We start from the raw sequence: 14,307 nt of genomic DNA, 5'->3' as shown, positions 1-14,307 counted from the left end.
GCGGGTCCCTAAACTGCTGGCGGCGCTGACGTGGCCTGGGCGGTGAGCGCCCGGAGCAGGTGGCTTTGCTGCTCAAGAACGATCCTGCGCAGGGCGCGCGGGGCGTCGGCGTTCGCTTCCAGCCAGGCACCCGTGCGGAGCACCACGGAATGCTGCTCGGGCAAGGTCCCGGCCGGGAGATCCTGTGCCATCGGGTACAGCCCACGGACAATACGGCTGGCGATTTCGATGCTCCGGTTGTCCCAGACGCCGCGGAGGCTGTCGAAGTAGGGCTCCACGTAGGGTTCCAGCAGGGCAGAGGGTGCAGTGGTGAAGCCGGCGATAGTGGCGCTGAGGAGCTGGTTCGAGAGCTCCGTGCCCTCAACAGCAGCCTTCCAGGCGCCCGCCTTGACCTCAGTGTCTGGTCGGGCGGCGAGGGCGGTCGCGTGGCCGGCCCGGCCTGACGCCGTCGTGTCGCGGTCCAGCTCAGCGTCCAGTTCGCCCACCGTGGCTTGGTTGTTGGCTGCCAGCGCGTGCCAGATGTTCCAGCGCAGCTCAGCGTCGACGGCAAGTCCGTCCACTTTAACCGTGCCGTCCAGGAGGCTTCGAAGCCGGGGGAGCAGCATGGCGTCGTGGCGGCTGACGGCTGCCATAGTGCGCGCCCAGGCGAGTTGGTGGTCGGAACCAGGGCCAGCCAGCTGCAGCTGGGTGTCTGCGGCCGTCAGGAAGGCCCTGCGGACGGCGTCGCGCGCACCGGCCGGTGTGTAGCGTTCGACGGCGGTCTGCGCGTTGTCGAGGATGTTCACCAGCACGCCGATCCCGGTTTCGGACGGTCCGAATGCCTTAACCGCGTCGACGTAGCGGGTGGCCGGGCTTTCGCCGTCGCGGGCCGAGTTCCATAGCGCAGTCCAGCAGAGCGCGCGGGCCATGGGATCGGTGATGCGGTCCAGGGAGGCCAGCACAGTGGCTTCCGAGAATGGGTCCAGCCGCACCTTGGCGTAGGTGAGGTCGTCGTCGTTCACCAGCAGGAGCGCGGGCCGGGGCAGGCCGGCAAGTTCGGGAATGTCCGTTCGTTCCCCCGTTACGTCGGTTTCGACGGTTCCAGTCCGGACCAGTGCGCCATCGGCGTCGAAATTGTAGGAACCCACGCGCAGCCGGTGGGGGCGCAGCTCGACGCGTCCGGTAACCGGGTCCACAGCCTCCTGGACGATGGCCACGGCGCCTGGCTCGGCGTCGTGCGTCCCGGCCTGCACCGAGAGCGTGGAGATGCCGGAGGTCTGCAGCCAGCGGGCTGCCCAGCCGGCAAGGTCGCGGCCCGAGGAAGCACTGAGTGCCGTCAGCAGGTCCGCCAGGGTGGTGTTGCCATAGGCATGGTCACGGAAATACTGCCTTGAACCGGCGATGAACGCTTCGAACCCCACATACGCCACCAGCTGCTTGAGTACGGACGCGCCCTTGGCATAGGTGATGCCGTCGAAGTTCTGTTTGGCGGCCTCGAGGTCGGGGATGTCGGCCACGATGGGGTGTGTGGTAGGCAACTGGTCCTGGACGTAGGCCCAGGCCTTGCGTTTGTTGGCAAAGTTGACCCACGCGGTGTCCCAGTCCGTCGCTCGGTCCACGCCGAGGGTTCCCATGTAGTCGGCGAACGACTCTTTGAGCCACAGGTCATCCCACCACTGCATGGTGACGAGGTCACCAAACCACATGTGGGCCATTTCGTGCAGCAAGGTGTTCGCACGCGCCTGGTATTGCGAGTCGGTGGCGCGGGACGTGAACACATAGCTGTCGGTGAAGGTGACCAGGCCCGGGTTCTCCATCGCGCCGAGGTTGTATTCGGGGACAAAGGCCTGGTCGTACTTTCCCCACGGGTACGGGTAGCCGAAAAGCCGGTTGAAGAAGTCCAGCCCGCCCTTGGTGAGGCGGAACAGTTCAGTGGCATCGAAAGACTCCGCCATGGAAGCACGGCAGTACAGAGCCAATGGCACTTCCAGCGGTGTGCCGTCATCCAAGGTGGCGCTCCAGTGGTCCGCTGCCTTGACGTAGGGGCCAGCGAGCACCGTAGTGATGTACGTGGACATGGGCCGTGTAGTGGCGAAGTCCCAGCGGCTGGTGGCCGGATCCGAAGTCAGTTGCGTGCGTGCGGCCTCGACTCCGTTGGAAGCGACTTCCCAGCCGGACGGGGCAATGACGTGGAACTTGAACTCGGCCTTGAGGTCCGGCTGTTCAAAGTTGGCGAACACCCGCCTCGCGTCAGCGGGCTCGTACTGCGTATACAGGTAGCACTGGCCGTCCGCGGGATCCACAAAGCGGTGCATTCCCTCGCCGGAACGGCTATACAGGGCAGTGCCCGTCACAGTCACCTGGTTTTTAGCCTGCAGGTTGTCCAACCGGATCCGGGAGCCGTCCACGACGTCGGGGACGCTCAGTTCCTTGCCGTTGAGGACCACGCCATGCACCTCGCTGGCGATGAAATCCAGGAAGGTCGAGGCTGACTGCCCCTCGCCAGGCTCCGCGGCCGAGAAGTTGATGACGCTACGGCTTGAATACCCGGCAACGCCTGGATCGGCCGCCTGGCTCACGTCCAGGGAAACGTCGTAGCTGTGGGTCGTGATCAGGGCCGAGCGTTGCGCGGCTTCGGTGCGCTGCAGATTCTCATGTGACACTCCGCTATCTAATCACGGGACTCCGACGGCGTTCACCGCCCGAATCGCTGTGCAACGGGCCCGCGCGGACCTAGGCAGTCATGAGCAAGGCAGCCGCAAGGCCCAGCAGTGCAATCAGCAACCAGGCTGCCAAAGCAGCGGACAGCGCCCGGGCGCCGGTGTGCAGGAGCGTGCGGATCCGTACCGCGGATCCCAGGCCGAACAGCGCGGCGCCCAGCAGGATGTCCTGGACTCCGGCACCGGCGTCCAGGACCGCCGGCGGAAGCCATCCGCTGGACCGCAGGCCAACCATGGCCATGAAGCCGAGCACAAAGAGGGGGATCACGGGCGGGAGGCGCTCCATGGAGGAAGCTGCCAAGGTTCCCGGCGGCAGCGAAGCTGCTGCCTTGCCTGCGGCCTTCGCCGCACTGAACCGTTGGTGGACCCCCGCCGCGGCCACAACAGGTGCCAGCAGGAGCACACGGGTGAGTTTGACGACGACGGCGATCCCCAGCGCCGTCGTCCCGGCAGTCTGTGCGGTGGCCACCACCTGGCCGACGTCGTGCACTGATGCCCCCGTCCAGGCACCGAACGCCAGGGGAGTGAGCTGCAGCGGATGCACCAGCAGCGGAAGGACCCCGATGGCCAAGGTTCCGCACAGTGTCACAAGGGCCACGGGCAGCACCGTGTCCACGTGTCGGATCCGGCGGACCGCGGCCATCGCGCCAATGGCGGAGGCACCGCAGATGGAAAATCCGGTGGCGATCAGCAGGGACGTCTCCGCGGGCAGCCGGAAGACCCTGGAGATCACATAAGTGCCGACGAAACTGACAAGCACCACACCAGCGACCAGCAACAAGGCAAGCCAGCCCAGGCCCATGACATCCATGATGCTGACCTTGAGCCCAAGAACCACGATCCCTGCACGCATGAAGTGCTTGCCGGCGAAATCGAGCCCCGGCCTGGCTCGTCCGGCCACCCACACGGCAGTGCCCGGAAGGTTCGCCGCCAGCAGGCCAAGGACAACAGCGAGGGTCATGGCGGGCAGGACGGGAACCAGGCTGTGGACGAGGAAGGCAGCGGCCAGTGCCAGGGCAGCGGTCAGCAGGCCCGGCAGGAGACGGTCCTTTCCAAGTGGCACTCACCTACTTTGCCGGATAGGACACGGATTCCACGAACCGGCCGCGGCGGTCCAACACGCCACAATGGATGGCAGTAATGATTTCGAAACAAAAAGATGGTTGGCTAAAGGACATGTCAGACCTATTCCAGGATTACTCCGAGGCCGCCGGGCGTTCCGGTGCCTACGACGAGATGTTCGCCCCCGGCCAGGAAGCCCGCGAGTCGTACGGGCAGGTGGCCGACGCCCTCAGCAAGCTCTCGCTGGCCGATGTCAGCGCCAGGGCTGATTCGATGGCACGGACGTTCCTGGACCGCGGTGTCACCTTCGACTTCGCGGGGGAGGAGCGGCCTTTCCCCCTCGATATTGTTCCGCGGGTCATCCCGGCGGATGAATGGACCGTTCTGGAACGGGGGGTGGCGCAGCGGGTCAAGGCCCTGGAGGCCTTCCTCAACGACGTTTACGACAAAATGACCGTTGTGTCCGATGGCGTCATTCCGCGCCAGCTGGTCACTACCAGTGCCCACTTCCACCGCCAGGTCCAGGGCTTCGAGCCCGCCGGTGGGGTCCGCGTACACATTTCCGGCATTGACGTAGTCCGCGATGCGGCAGGCACCTTCCGCGTCCTCGAAGACAACGTCCGGGTTCCGTCCGGCGTGAGCTACGTCCTGGAGAACCGCCGGGCGATGGCCAAGGGCCTGCCTGAGGCGTTCGGCCAGCAGCTCATCCGCCCGGTGGAAGAATACCCGCGGAGGCTCCTCTCGGCGCTGCGCAAGACTGCACCGTCCGGTGTCGATGATCCCACTGTTGTGGTGCTGACCCCCGGCGTCTTCAACAGCGCCTACTTCGAGCACACCCTGCTGGCCGGCCTGATGGGCGTTGAGCTGGTGGAAGGCCGCGACCTGATTTGCCGCGGCAACCGCGTCTACATGCGCACCACGGCCGGCGAACAGCGTGTGGATGTGATCTACAAACGGATCGACGACGAATTCCTGGACCCGCTGCAGTTCCGCGCCGACTCCATGCTCGGCTGCCCGGGCCTGGTCAACGCGGCACGGGCCGGCGGCGTGACCATCGCCAACGCGGTGGGCAACGGTGTTGCCGACGACAAACTCGTGTACAGCTACGTTCCGGACCTGATCCGGTATTACTTGAGCGAGGAACCGATTATCGCGAACGTGGACACGTTCCGGCTGGAGGAGAAGGACGCCCGGGAGTACGTCCTGGACAACCTCGCCGAACTCGTGGTGAAACCCGTGGACGGCTCCGGCGGCAAGGGCCTTGTCATCGGGCCCGACGCCTCCAACGACGAACTCGACGCGCTCCGCAAACGGGTCATTGCGGATCCCCGCGGATGGATTGCGCAGCCGGTGCTGCAGCTTTCCACCGTCCCCACGCTCAGCGGCGACAAATTTGGGCCCCGCCACGTTGACCTGCGCCCGTTCGCGGTCAACGACGGCGACGACGTCTGGGTCCTCCCCGGCGGACTTACCCGAGTGGCGCTCAAGGAGGGGTCCCTGATTGTGAACTCCAGCCAAGGCGGCGGCTCCAAGGACACCTGGGTACTGGCCGACTCGCCCCAGGTACCCGTAGAGACCATCCCGCGGCCATCGATTGCCATCCGCGAGCGGGTCTCGGTCTGGCCAGTGGAGAGCAACTGGCGCGACCGCCAGTCGGAGCAGCAGCAGTGAGCCGGGCCTTGACCCCGGCAGTAATTTCCCATCGGATTCCGGACGCGCAGGAGGTAGCCACGAATGCTTAGCCGTATTGCTGAGTCCCTTTTTTGGATCGGCAGGTATGTGGAGCGTGCTGACGGCACGGCCCGCATCCTTGACGTTCACCTGGAGCGCCTGAACCACCTGCCCATGGAAGAGCGCCGCAGCGTCGCCCAGGAACTCCTGGCAGTCATGGGCGCCCGGCCGCAGAGTGAGGACTTCGGTCTTCCCGAACTGCTGCACGCCCTGGCGTACGACAAAACCAGTGCCACCTCGATCGCGGGATCCCTGGGCGCTGCCCGGGAGAACGCCAGGCGTGCCCGCGAGACCGTATCCTCCGGCCTCTGGGAGAGCCTCAACACCACGTACTACGGGCTGAGCCAGCACCGCAAGGACGTGGTGGGCACATACCGCTTCTGCAACTGGACGCTGGAACGGACCGCCATGGTCAGTGGCCTCGCGGACACAACGGTGAGCCACGACGAAAGCTGGCTGTTCCTGGTGCTGGGCCGTTCCCTGGAACGGGCAGACATGACCGCCCGCATGCTCTCCACCCGGGATGTCCTCTCCGCCGGCATGTCCTGGGTGAACATGCTCCGGTGCGCGGGAGCCTACGAATCCTTCCTGCGTACCCGCAGGGCAGCGTTCGGCGACCAGCACGCCGCCGAGTTCCTGCTTCTGGACAGGCTGTTCCCGCGCTCCATCGTGTATGCCCTGCGCGACGCCGACGAGTGCCTGGCCAAGCTCGATCCTTCCGCCCAGCGGGTGGGCTTCATCAACGACGCCCGACGGATCGTCGGCCAGGCGCGGACGTTCCTGGAGTTCCACCGCACGGACGACCTCATGTCCGAACTCCCCGAACACATGGAGCGCGTGCAGAAAGCCGTTTCGCAGGCGTCCGACGCCATTTCCCGTAAGTACTTCAATCAGGCGGACGAACTGGCCTGGGTGGGAGAAGTTTCATGACCCGGCTGAGCATCATCCACAAGACCGCGTACAAGTACAACAAGCGCGTCACGCTGTCCTACAACGAGGCCCGCATGACGCCGCTGACGGACCCCCAGCAGGTGGTCCTGGAGTCCGTCCTCAAGGTCTCGCCGTCGCAGGCGGCCGTGAGCAGCTACCGGGACTACTGGGGAACCAGGGTAACGGCCTTTGACATGCAGATGCCGCACGACCACCTCGAGGTCATCTCCAACATCACCGTGGAGGTCCATCGGGCCGAAAAGATCCCCTCGGAGACGGACATCGCGGGCTGGGACGTCCTGGCGTCCGACGAAACCCTGAACACCTACAGTGACTGGCTGCCGCAGTCCCAGCTCAGTGGTCCCGGCGCGGAAGTGCTCGGGATTATCCCCGGCGTTGTCGCAGGTAAGAATCCACACGAAGCCGCCATGGCCATCTTTGGCTGGATGCGCGGCGAGATGACCTACATGTCAGGGTCCACTGCGGTGACCACCAACGCCGAGGAAGCCTGGGGACAGCGGCAGGGCGTCTGCCAGGACCTTGCGCACCTGGCCATCGGAGCCCTCCGCAGCTGCGGGATCCCCGCCCGCTATGTGTCCGGCTACCTCCACCCGCGCTCGACGGCGGACATCGGCGAGACCGTTGCCGGCCAGTCCCATGCGTGGCTGGAATGGTGGGACGGCCAGTGGCGGAGCTGGGATCCGACGAACCACAAACCAGCCGGCGACTACCACGTCACCGTGGCACGTGGCCGGGACTACCGCGATGTGCCGCCGCTGAAGGGCATCCTGTCCGGCGGCGGCGGATCGGCGCTGAGCGTCAGCGTGGAGATCACCCGGCTCGCATGACTGACCGCAGGCCGGGCCGACTGGCCCGGCCTGCGGTTTCGTTAATGGCCTGCTGTCCTTATTCCGGGGACGCTTTGACCGCCCCGCTCAGCTGCGTCCACCAGGTCATCGGCGCAGTCACCTTGAAGCGCCGTCCTGTGATGCTGCCGGGGGTCACGCGGACGAACGTGTCTTTCCTGCCGGCCTGCCATGGAAACAGGTAAAGGGCTGCCGTGTCCAACAGCTGTTCGGTTCCTGTCACCGCAGCCGCGGCGCCCTTCACCACTACGCTCCAGGCAAGGCCGGTGGTGGCATCCACGCCGTCCGCTTCGAGGGCCACGTGGGCGCCTTCAGTGGCGCCAGCCAGTTTGGTTCCCTCGCCGGTGCGGAACACCAGCGTTCCGCCGTCTACCGTGTAGTTGATCGGGAAGATGTCCGGGTGGCCGTCAGCAAGGACCGCCAGCCTTCCCACGGAGACTGTCCGCAACAGTTCCCAGCATTCATGGTTTTCCAGGTTCTCGACCTCTGAAGATGACTCGTTGCTCATGCCGCTGAGCTTACGCCCGAGGCGGGCCCTGGGACAGGGACTACCAGGGGCTTGGCTTGTAGTCCTTCAGGAAGACGCCGTACTGGTCCTCGCCCTTCTCACCCATCACGATGGGATCGTAGACGCGTGCGGCTCCGTCCACCAGGTCCAGGGGCGCGTGGAAGCCTTCCTCCATGAGCCGGACCTTTGTGAAGTGCGGGCGCTCATCAGTGATCCAGCCGGTGTCGACGGCAGTCATCAGGATGCCGTCGGTCTCCAGCATTTCCTGGGCGCTGGTCCGGGTCATCATGTTCAGTGCCGCCTTCGCCATGTTGGTGTGCGGATGCCCGGGGCCCTTGTAGGCGCGGGAGAACTGTCCTTCCATGGCGGAGACGTTAACGATGTACTTCCGGTGCGCCGTTGAGCGCTTCATGGCATCACGCAGCCGGCTCACCAGCAGGAAGGGAGCAGTCACGTTGCAGAGCTGGACCTCCAGCATTTCCAGTGGATCCACCTCGTCAACCACCTGCGTCCAGCTGTTGATGGTGGCCAGGTCCGGAACCAGCCCGCCGGCGTCGATCGCCGTCCCGGACGCGATGCGCTCCAGGGAGGCAGAACCGGTGGAGAGGGCCAGTGACGTAATGGCATCGCCGGCCAGCACGGGATGGTCGGTGACGCTGCTTGCGAGGGCGAGCGGATGCTTGTCGTGGGCATGGCCAAACGTCAGCAGCACAGGACCGCCGTTGGCAGCGTCCAGGGCGGCGGGAAGGGGCTCATCTTCAGCGTCAACCAACGGCTTGTACGCGTTGCCCGAGCGGCGCACTGTCTGTGCTGCGTTGTTGATGATGATGTCGAGCGGGCCGGCAGCACTGAGGGAATCTGTCAGGGCCATCACCTGCGACGGATCGCGGAGGTCGATGCCCACAATCTGAAGCCGGTGCAGCCAGTCCCCGCTGTCCTCCATGGCCGCGAAGCGGCGTGCAGCATCTTTGGGGAACCGCGTCGTGATGGTGGTGTGCGCGCCGTCGCGCAGCAGCCGCAAGGCTATGTACATGCCGATCTTCGCGCGTCCGCCCGTGAGCAACGCCCGGCGGCCTGTGAGGTCAGTACGGGCATCCCGCTTGCCGTGGTTGAAGGCGGCGCACTCGGGACAGAGCTGGTGATAGAAGGCGTCCACCTGCGTGTAATGCTGCTTGCAGATGTAGCACGGACGCGAACGGATGAGGTGCCCGGCGATGGCACCAGTGGCCGACGTCGCCAGCTTGTTGCCCCGGGTTTCGTCGTCGATACGGTCCGGAGCCGCGGTGGCCGTCTGGGCGATGACCGCGCGGTCCGCTTCGGAGATGAGATCCCGCTTTGTCACGCGGCGGTGCCGCTTGACGGCTTTGAACATTTTCCCGGTGGCACGCCGAACCTGGACGTAGTCCGGGTGCTCCTCGTCATACGCGTGGATGGTGTTTAAAACCTTGAGGCAGGCCTGGATTTCCTCAGGCGTCAGATCGGGGGAGCTCATTGTACCGATTTTACAGCCTGTGGAGATCCGGCCTGCCCGGACGGAATGAAGTCCTGCTACTAGTTGCGGTTTGCCCCGGAGGCATTGGCCACACCGGCGTGCACCTCTGCCACTTGCTCCACGGATTCGCGAAGCTCCGGGTAGTTGGCGGTGGCCGCCTTCACCGCGTTGGGTACAAGGTGCAGGTTCTTGGCGGCGAGTGCACGTTCCTCATCGCCCGGCTCCGGGACGTTCTGGCCCTTGGACAGCACCGTGATCCCCGACTCCGTGACCTTGAAACCACGGGCGCGGTCCAGGTCCGCGTCAAGCCCGATCGCCGCTCCAGCGGGTACTTTAACGTTCTTGTCGATGATGGCCCGGTTCACTACGGCCCCTTCGCCGATCTTCACCTTGTCCATCAGGACTGAGTCGATGACCCGGCTGCCGGTCGCCACAAAGACGTCGTTGGACAGAACCGAGCCTTCCACCACACCGCCGGAGATCACCACGCCGTTGGAAACGATCGAGTCGAGCGCGGTACCTACGGTATCCTTCTCGCCGCGCACGAACTTGGCGGGCGGCGAAATGCTCTGGCGAGTGTAGATAGGCCACTCGGAGTTGTAGAGGTTGAAGACGGGCAGCGGGGAAATGAGGTCCATGTGCGCGTCATAGAAGGAGTCGATGGTCCCGACGTCGCGCCAGTACGTGCGGTCACGCTCGGTGGAGCCGGGAATGTCGTTAAGCGTGAAGTCGTACACGCCCGCTTCGCCCTTGTTGACGAAGTAGGGAATGATGTCGCCGCCCATGTCGTGCTTGGTGTCCAGGCGCTCCGCGTCTACCTGGAGGGCCTCCACCAGGGCGTCGGCGTCGAACACGTAGTTGCCCATTGATGCAAGGAACTGGGTAGGGTCTGCTGCCAGGCCCGGCGTGCTGGCAGGCTTCTCCACAAACGCTGCAATCTTCTGTGCATCGTTCTGGTCCACTTCGATCACGCCGAACTGGTTGGCCATGCTCAGGGGCTGCCGGACGGCCGCCACGGTGGCCTTGGCGCCGCTGAGGACGTGCTGCTCCACCATCTGGGCAAAGTCCATCCGGTACACGTGGTCCGCGCCAACCACCACCACGATGTCCGGGTTGGCGTCGTGGATCAGGTTAAGGGACTGGTAGATGGCGTTGGCGCTGCCGAGGAACCAGCTCTTGCCCACGCGCTGCTGGGCGGGGACTGACGCCACATAGTTCCCGAGCTGGGTGGACATGCGCCACGTTTCGGAAATGTGGCGGTCAAGGCTGTGTGACTTGTACTGCGTCAGCACCACAATCTGGAGGTAACGCGAATTCACCAGGTTGGACAGCGCAAAGTCGATGAGGCGGTAACTGCCGGCAAAGGGCACGCCAGGTTTTGCGCGGTCTGCCGTCAGTGGCATCAGTCTGTTTCCCTCGCCGCCTGCGAGGACAATGGCCAGGACTCTTTTGTTCAACGGCATTATTGGTCGCTCCTGTACGCCTTCGTAACTCCCCAAACAGTCCGGCATGCCCGGACCCCTTCACACTAGAACAGTTAAGCCGGAAGGACTACCTTGGGTATCGTGCGAATAGACATTGTGACTAAAGAGTTCCCGCCGGAGATCTATGGAGGCGCCGGGGTCCACGTGGCCGAATTGAGCAGGGTGCTTAGTAAGTACGTTGACCTGCAGGTTCGTGCCTTCGGGGCACCCCGCGACGCCGATTACCACGGTGCTGGGGTGACGTCGTATTCCGTGCCTGAAGACCTGGGCTCAGCCAATGCGGCCGTCCAGACGCTAGGGGTGGATCTTCGGATCGTGCCGGACATCGAGGGCGCCGACCTTGTCCATTCGCACACGTGGTATGCCAACATGGCCGGACACCTGGCGTCCCTGCTCCATGGCATCCCGCACGTTCTCAGCGCCCACAGCCTTGAACCTCTCCGTCCGTGGAAAGCCGAACAGCTCGGCGGCGGCTACGCACTGTCGTCCTGGGTGGAAAAGACCGCCTATGAGGCAGCAGCGGCCATCATTGCCGTCTCTGAAGGCATGCGCCAGGACATCCTGCGCAGCTACCCCGACGTGGACCCGGCCAAGGTCCGGGTGGTCCACAACGGCATCGACGTCGAGATGTGGCACCGCGATGAAGGCGAAGATGCAGTCCGGGCGCTGGGGATCGATCCGACGAAACCCAGCGTCGTTTTTGTCGGACGCAACACACGCCAGAAGGGCGTTCCGTACCTGCTGCGTGCCGCCGCCAAACTGCCGGCCGACGTGCAGCTGGTCCTGTGCCTGGGAGCCGCGGATACACCGGAGCTCGCGGCCGAGACGGCCCGCCTCATTGAAGAACTCCAGAGTCAGCGCACGGGCGTAGTACTGATTGAGCGTATGCTTCCCCGCAACGAACTTATCCAGGTGCTCAGCCACGCCACCGCGTTCGCCTGCCCGTCAATCTATGAGCCGCTGGGCATTGTGAACCTCGAAGCCATGGCGTGCGGCGCTGCCGTGGTTGCCAGTGCCACGGGCGGCATTCCGGAGGTTGTCCAGCACGGCGAAACGGGCCTGCTCGTGGAACTCGAACAGGTCACTGACGGCACGGGGACGCCCCTGGATCCGGAGAAGTTCGTCACAGAGTTCGCGGCTGCCCTGACCGAAGTCGTCTCCGACCCGGAACGCGCACGTGCCATGGGACAGGCAGGCCGCCTGCGCGCCGAGAAGCACTTCTCTTGGGAATCCATCACCGAAACCACCCTTGAGGTGTACCGCTCAGTCCTCGCCTGAGGCCGGTGATAAATAACGACGGCGCCGCGCCCCACGCAAGGGGAGTGGCGCCGTCGTTATTTCACCGCTTAGCCGTGCCCGGACGACGAAGTACGGAAGGGACTCAACTCCGCGGCGTGCGCGCGGCGGCCGCGGTGCGCGCCAACAGGACTTTTTCCTCAACGGGGGACTGGCCGCTTGCGCGTTGTGCCCGAAGGTACTCCCGGGCCTCGTCCTGCCGCGCCTTTTCAGCGCCTGTGGCGATCGCGGCGCGGACGTGCTCCGGGCCGTAGCCGAAGGCGTCCACCAGGTCCACTGCATGCGGGCGGATCTTGGTCAGTAGCCGGTTGATGTACTCACCCACAGTGCGACCGCGTTGCATGGAAAGCCTGCCGTTCATGAGGTACCAGGACAGGTTCTTCTCGATCAGCGACAGACCGAAAAGGTCCCGCAGCCACGTCAGCACAGTCTTGGTGCCTGGATCTGCGACGTCACGGAGTGCTTCGGTGAAAGCTTCCCATTGCAGCAGCTCCGCGTGTGCCTGGGCAGCATCGATGAGTTCATTCTGGTGTTGGTTGAACAAGGCGGCACCCTTGTCCTGGGGCAGCCGCCCGGCGCCCTTGAGCGCGGATCCGACGTCCGCGACCATGGTCTGGACCCTGTCGGTGAGGAGCGCGCGCTGTCCTTCCTCGTCACGGAGGGCCAGCGCCGCCTTCTGCACAGAACCGGTGTCGGCCACAAATTGGGCAACCTGCCGCAGGCCGGTGCGGTGAATGGCCGCACCTGTCGCCTGGCCTACGACGTAGCGCGCCAACACGCCAAAATCGACGTTCCGGAACTCCTTGGCATAATCGGCAAGCAACCGTTTGGCCACGAGCTGGAGCAGCACCGTGTTGTCCCCTTCGAAGGTCGCGTACACATCGAGGTCTGCGCGGAGGGAAGCAAAGCGGTTTTCGATCAGGAAGCCGGCGCCGCCGCAGGCTTCACGGCATTCCTGCAGCGTATCCAGGGCGTGCCAGGTGCTGAGCGGCTTGAGGGCGGCTGCCAGGGTTTCCAGGTCCTGGCGGTCCTCATCGGTGTCGTGGGCGCCGGAAAACACGTCATCGAACTTTTGCAGAAGCTGCTCGTGGGCAAAGCCGGCGGCGTACGTGGTTGCCAGCCTCGTGAAGAGGCGGCGCTGATGCCGCTGGTAGTCGAGGAGGACTTCCTCGTCGGTGTGGGAGGAGGCGTTGAACTGGCGGCGTTCCGTGGCGTACTGGATGGCCGCCTTAAGCGCAATCTTCGAGGCGGCGACGGCGGCGCCGTCCAGGGAAACCCGGCCCTGGACCAGGGTGCCCAGCATGGTGAAGAACCGCCGGCCGGGGCTGGCGATCATTGATGTGTAGGTTCCGTCCTCGTCCACGTTCCCGTATCGGTTCAGCAGGTTCGTGCGGGGAATGCGGACATTGGTGAAGTGCAGGCGCCCGTTGTCTATTCCATTCAGGCCGCCCTTGACGCCGTCATCCTCGCCGCCGATTCCCGGCAGGAACTCCTTCGTTGCCGGATCGCGCAGGTCAACGTAGAAGGCATGGACGCCATGATTGACGCCCTTGGTCACCAGCTGGGCAAAGACAACAGCACCGAGGCCATCGATGGCGGCATTGCCAATGTAGTCCTTCCACGCCGCCCGGAAGGGTGTGTGGACCACAAATTCCTGGGTTTGGGCGTCGTACGTGGCGGTCGTGGCGATGCTCGCCACATCCGAACCGTGGCCCGTTTCCGTCATGGCGAAGCAGCCGGGAATGTCCAGGTTCATGATGCCTGGCAGCCACTTTGCGTGGTGCTCCTCGGTGCCCAGGTGCATCACCGCCGACCCGAAGAGCCCCCACTGGACGCCTGCCTTGATCTGGAGCGACGGGTCGGCCGTGACCAACTCCTCAAATCCGGCGATATTGCCCCCATGATCATCCGAACCACCAAGGGCAGCCGGGAAGGCCCGGTGCACTGCTTCGTTGTCCACGAGGAACTTCAGCTGCCCGAAGGTGCGGCTCCGGTGGTCGGTGTGCGTCAGGCCCTCCTGCTTGTGCAGCTCAGGGCTCTTGGCAAGTTGGCGCGCCTGCCGGCGGATGCTGGCCCACTTACCCAGGAGCTGTTCACCCAGGGCGGCGACGTCGACGGCGGGCTGGGCCTTTCCGTGCTGGCTGCTCGAGGGCAACGCAGACGCCGTGGCCTGCTTGGCGGGCCGCGGCCCCTTGCCTGTGGGGCGGTCCACTACTTCAGTCATGTCAATGTCCTTCGT

Annotated in this window: 10 protein-coding genes; 4 read left to right on the top strand and 6 right to left on the bottom strand. The window is 64.8% G+C overall.

From position 1 onward, the window contains the following. Window positions 1–8: 8 nt before the first annotated feature. Together pepN and V9L17_RS09505 are read right to left on the bottom strand one after the other, a co-directional pair. Window positions 9–2,642: an aminopeptidase N gene (gene pepN / locus V9L17_RS09510; protein WP_337351234.1), complete on the bottom strand. Its 2,634-nt coding sequence runs from the start codon at window positions 2,640–2,642 to the stop codon at window positions 9–11. Between the two features lie 70 nt (window positions 2,643–2,712). Next, on the bottom strand, window positions 2,713–3,762 hold the full coding sequence (locus V9L17_RS09505) for a YeiH family protein (RefSeq protein WP_337351233.1): 1,050 nt from the start codon (window positions 3,760–3,762) through the stop codon (window positions 2,713–2,715). A gap of 113 nt (window positions 3,763–3,875) precedes the next feature. On the opposite strand from V9L17_RS09505, the gene V9L17_RS09500 reads away from it, so the two are divergent. The 3 genes from V9L17_RS09500 (at window position 3,876) to V9L17_RS09490 (ending at window position 7,270) form a co-directional block, all read left to right on the top strand. Further along, window positions 3,876–5,432, top strand: a complete 1,557-nt coding sequence (locus V9L17_RS09500) for a circularly permuted type 2 ATP-grasp protein (RefSeq protein WP_337348298.1) — start codon at window positions 3,876–3,878, stop codon at window positions 5,430–5,432. 63 nt (window positions 5,433–5,495) lie between these two features. Then, window positions 5,496–6,422, top strand: a complete 927-nt coding sequence (locus V9L17_RS09495; RefSeq protein WP_018761308.1) for an alpha-E domain-containing protein — start codon at window positions 5,496–5,498, stop codon at window positions 6,420–6,422. Continuing rightward, window positions 6,419–7,270, top strand: a complete 852-nt coding sequence (locus V9L17_RS09490) for a transglutaminase family protein (protein ID WP_337348297.1) — start codon at window positions 6,419–6,421, stop codon at window positions 7,268–7,270. Before V9L17_RS09495 ends, V9L17_RS09490 begins: the two co-directional genes overlap by 4 nt. 58 nt (window positions 7,271–7,328) lie before the next feature. Here the strand turns inward: V9L17_RS09490 and V9L17_RS09485 are convergent, their stop codons facing one another. Genes V9L17_RS09485 through glgC form a run of 3 tightly spaced genes read right to left on the bottom strand, consistent with a single transcriptional unit; the run spans window position 7,329 to window position 10,751 of the window. Beyond that, complete coding sequence (locus V9L17_RS09485) at window positions 7,329–7,796, bottom strand: pyridoxamine 5'-phosphate oxidase family protein (protein WP_337351232.1); 468 nt, start codon at window positions 7,794–7,796, stop codon at window positions 7,329–7,331. A gap of 40 nt (window positions 7,797–7,836) precedes the next feature. Continuing rightward, complete coding sequence (locus tag V9L17_RS09480; RefSeq protein WP_337351231.1) at window positions 7,837–9,288, bottom strand: SDR family NAD(P)-dependent oxidoreductase; 1,452 nt, start codon at window positions 9,286–9,288, stop codon at window positions 7,837–7,839. Window positions 9,289–9,347: 59 nt separating this feature from the next. Further along, window positions 9,348–10,751: a glucose-1-phosphate adenylyltransferase gene (gene glgC / locus V9L17_RS09475; protein WP_337348294.1), complete on the bottom strand. Its 1,404-nt coding sequence runs from the start codon at window positions 10,749–10,751 to the stop codon at window positions 9,348–9,350. A 102-nt stretch (window positions 10,752–10,853) separates the two neighbouring features. On the opposite strand from glgC, the gene glgA reads away from it, so the two are divergent. Next, the gene (gene glgA, locus V9L17_RS09470) at window positions 10,854–12,050 is read left to right on the top strand and encodes a glycogen synthase (protein WP_337351230.1); all 1,197 of its coding nucleotides are present in this window, start codon (window positions 10,854–10,856) and stop codon (window positions 12,048–12,050) included. Window positions 12,051–12,153: 103 nt separating this feature from the next. Here glgA and V9L17_RS09465 read toward each other — a convergent pair whose 3' ends face one another. After that, complete coding sequence (locus V9L17_RS09465; RefSeq protein ID WP_337351229.1) at window positions 12,154–14,292, bottom strand: acyl-CoA dehydrogenase family protein; 2,139 nt, start codon at window positions 14,290–14,292, stop codon at window positions 12,154–12,156. Between the last annotated feature and the right edge of the window lie 15 nt (window positions 14,293–14,307).

Source organism: Pseudarthrobacter sp. CCNWLW207, from assembly GCF_037203945.1.
Lineage (GTDB): Bacteria > Actinomycetota > Actinomycetes > Actinomycetales > Micrococcaceae > Arthrobacter.
Note: the sequence above shows the minus strand (reverse complement) of the source record. Positions and strands in the feature narration are given on the sequence as shown.

Coding starts and splice junctions, on each gene's coding strand:
- V9L17_RS09500 (WP_337348298.1), top strand. CDS start 3,876: ATGTCAGACCTATTCCAGGATTACTCCGAGGCCGCCGGGCGTTCCGGT.
- V9L17_RS09495 (WP_018761308.1), top strand. CDS start 5,496: ATGCTTAGCCGTATTGCTGAGTCCCTTTTTTGGATCGGCAGGTATGTG.
- V9L17_RS09490 (WP_337348297.1), top strand. CDS start 6,419: ATGACCCGGCTGAGCATCATCCACAAGACCGCGTACAAGTACAACAAG.
- V9L17_RS09485 (WP_337351232.1), bottom strand. CDS start 7,796: ATGAGCAACGAGTCATCTTCAGAGGTCGAGAACCTGGAAAACCATGAA.
- V9L17_RS09480 (WP_337351231.1), bottom strand. CDS start 9,288: ATGAGCTCCCCCGATCTGACGCCTGAGGAAATCCAGGCCTGCCTCAAG.
- glgC (WP_337348294.1), bottom strand. CDS start 10,751: ATGCCGTTGAACAAAAGAGTCCTGGCCATTGTCCTCGCAGGCGGCGAG.
- V9L17_RS09465 (WP_337351229.1), bottom strand. CDS start 14,292: ATGACTGAAGTAGTGGACCGCCCCACAGGCAAGGGGCCGCGGCCCGCC.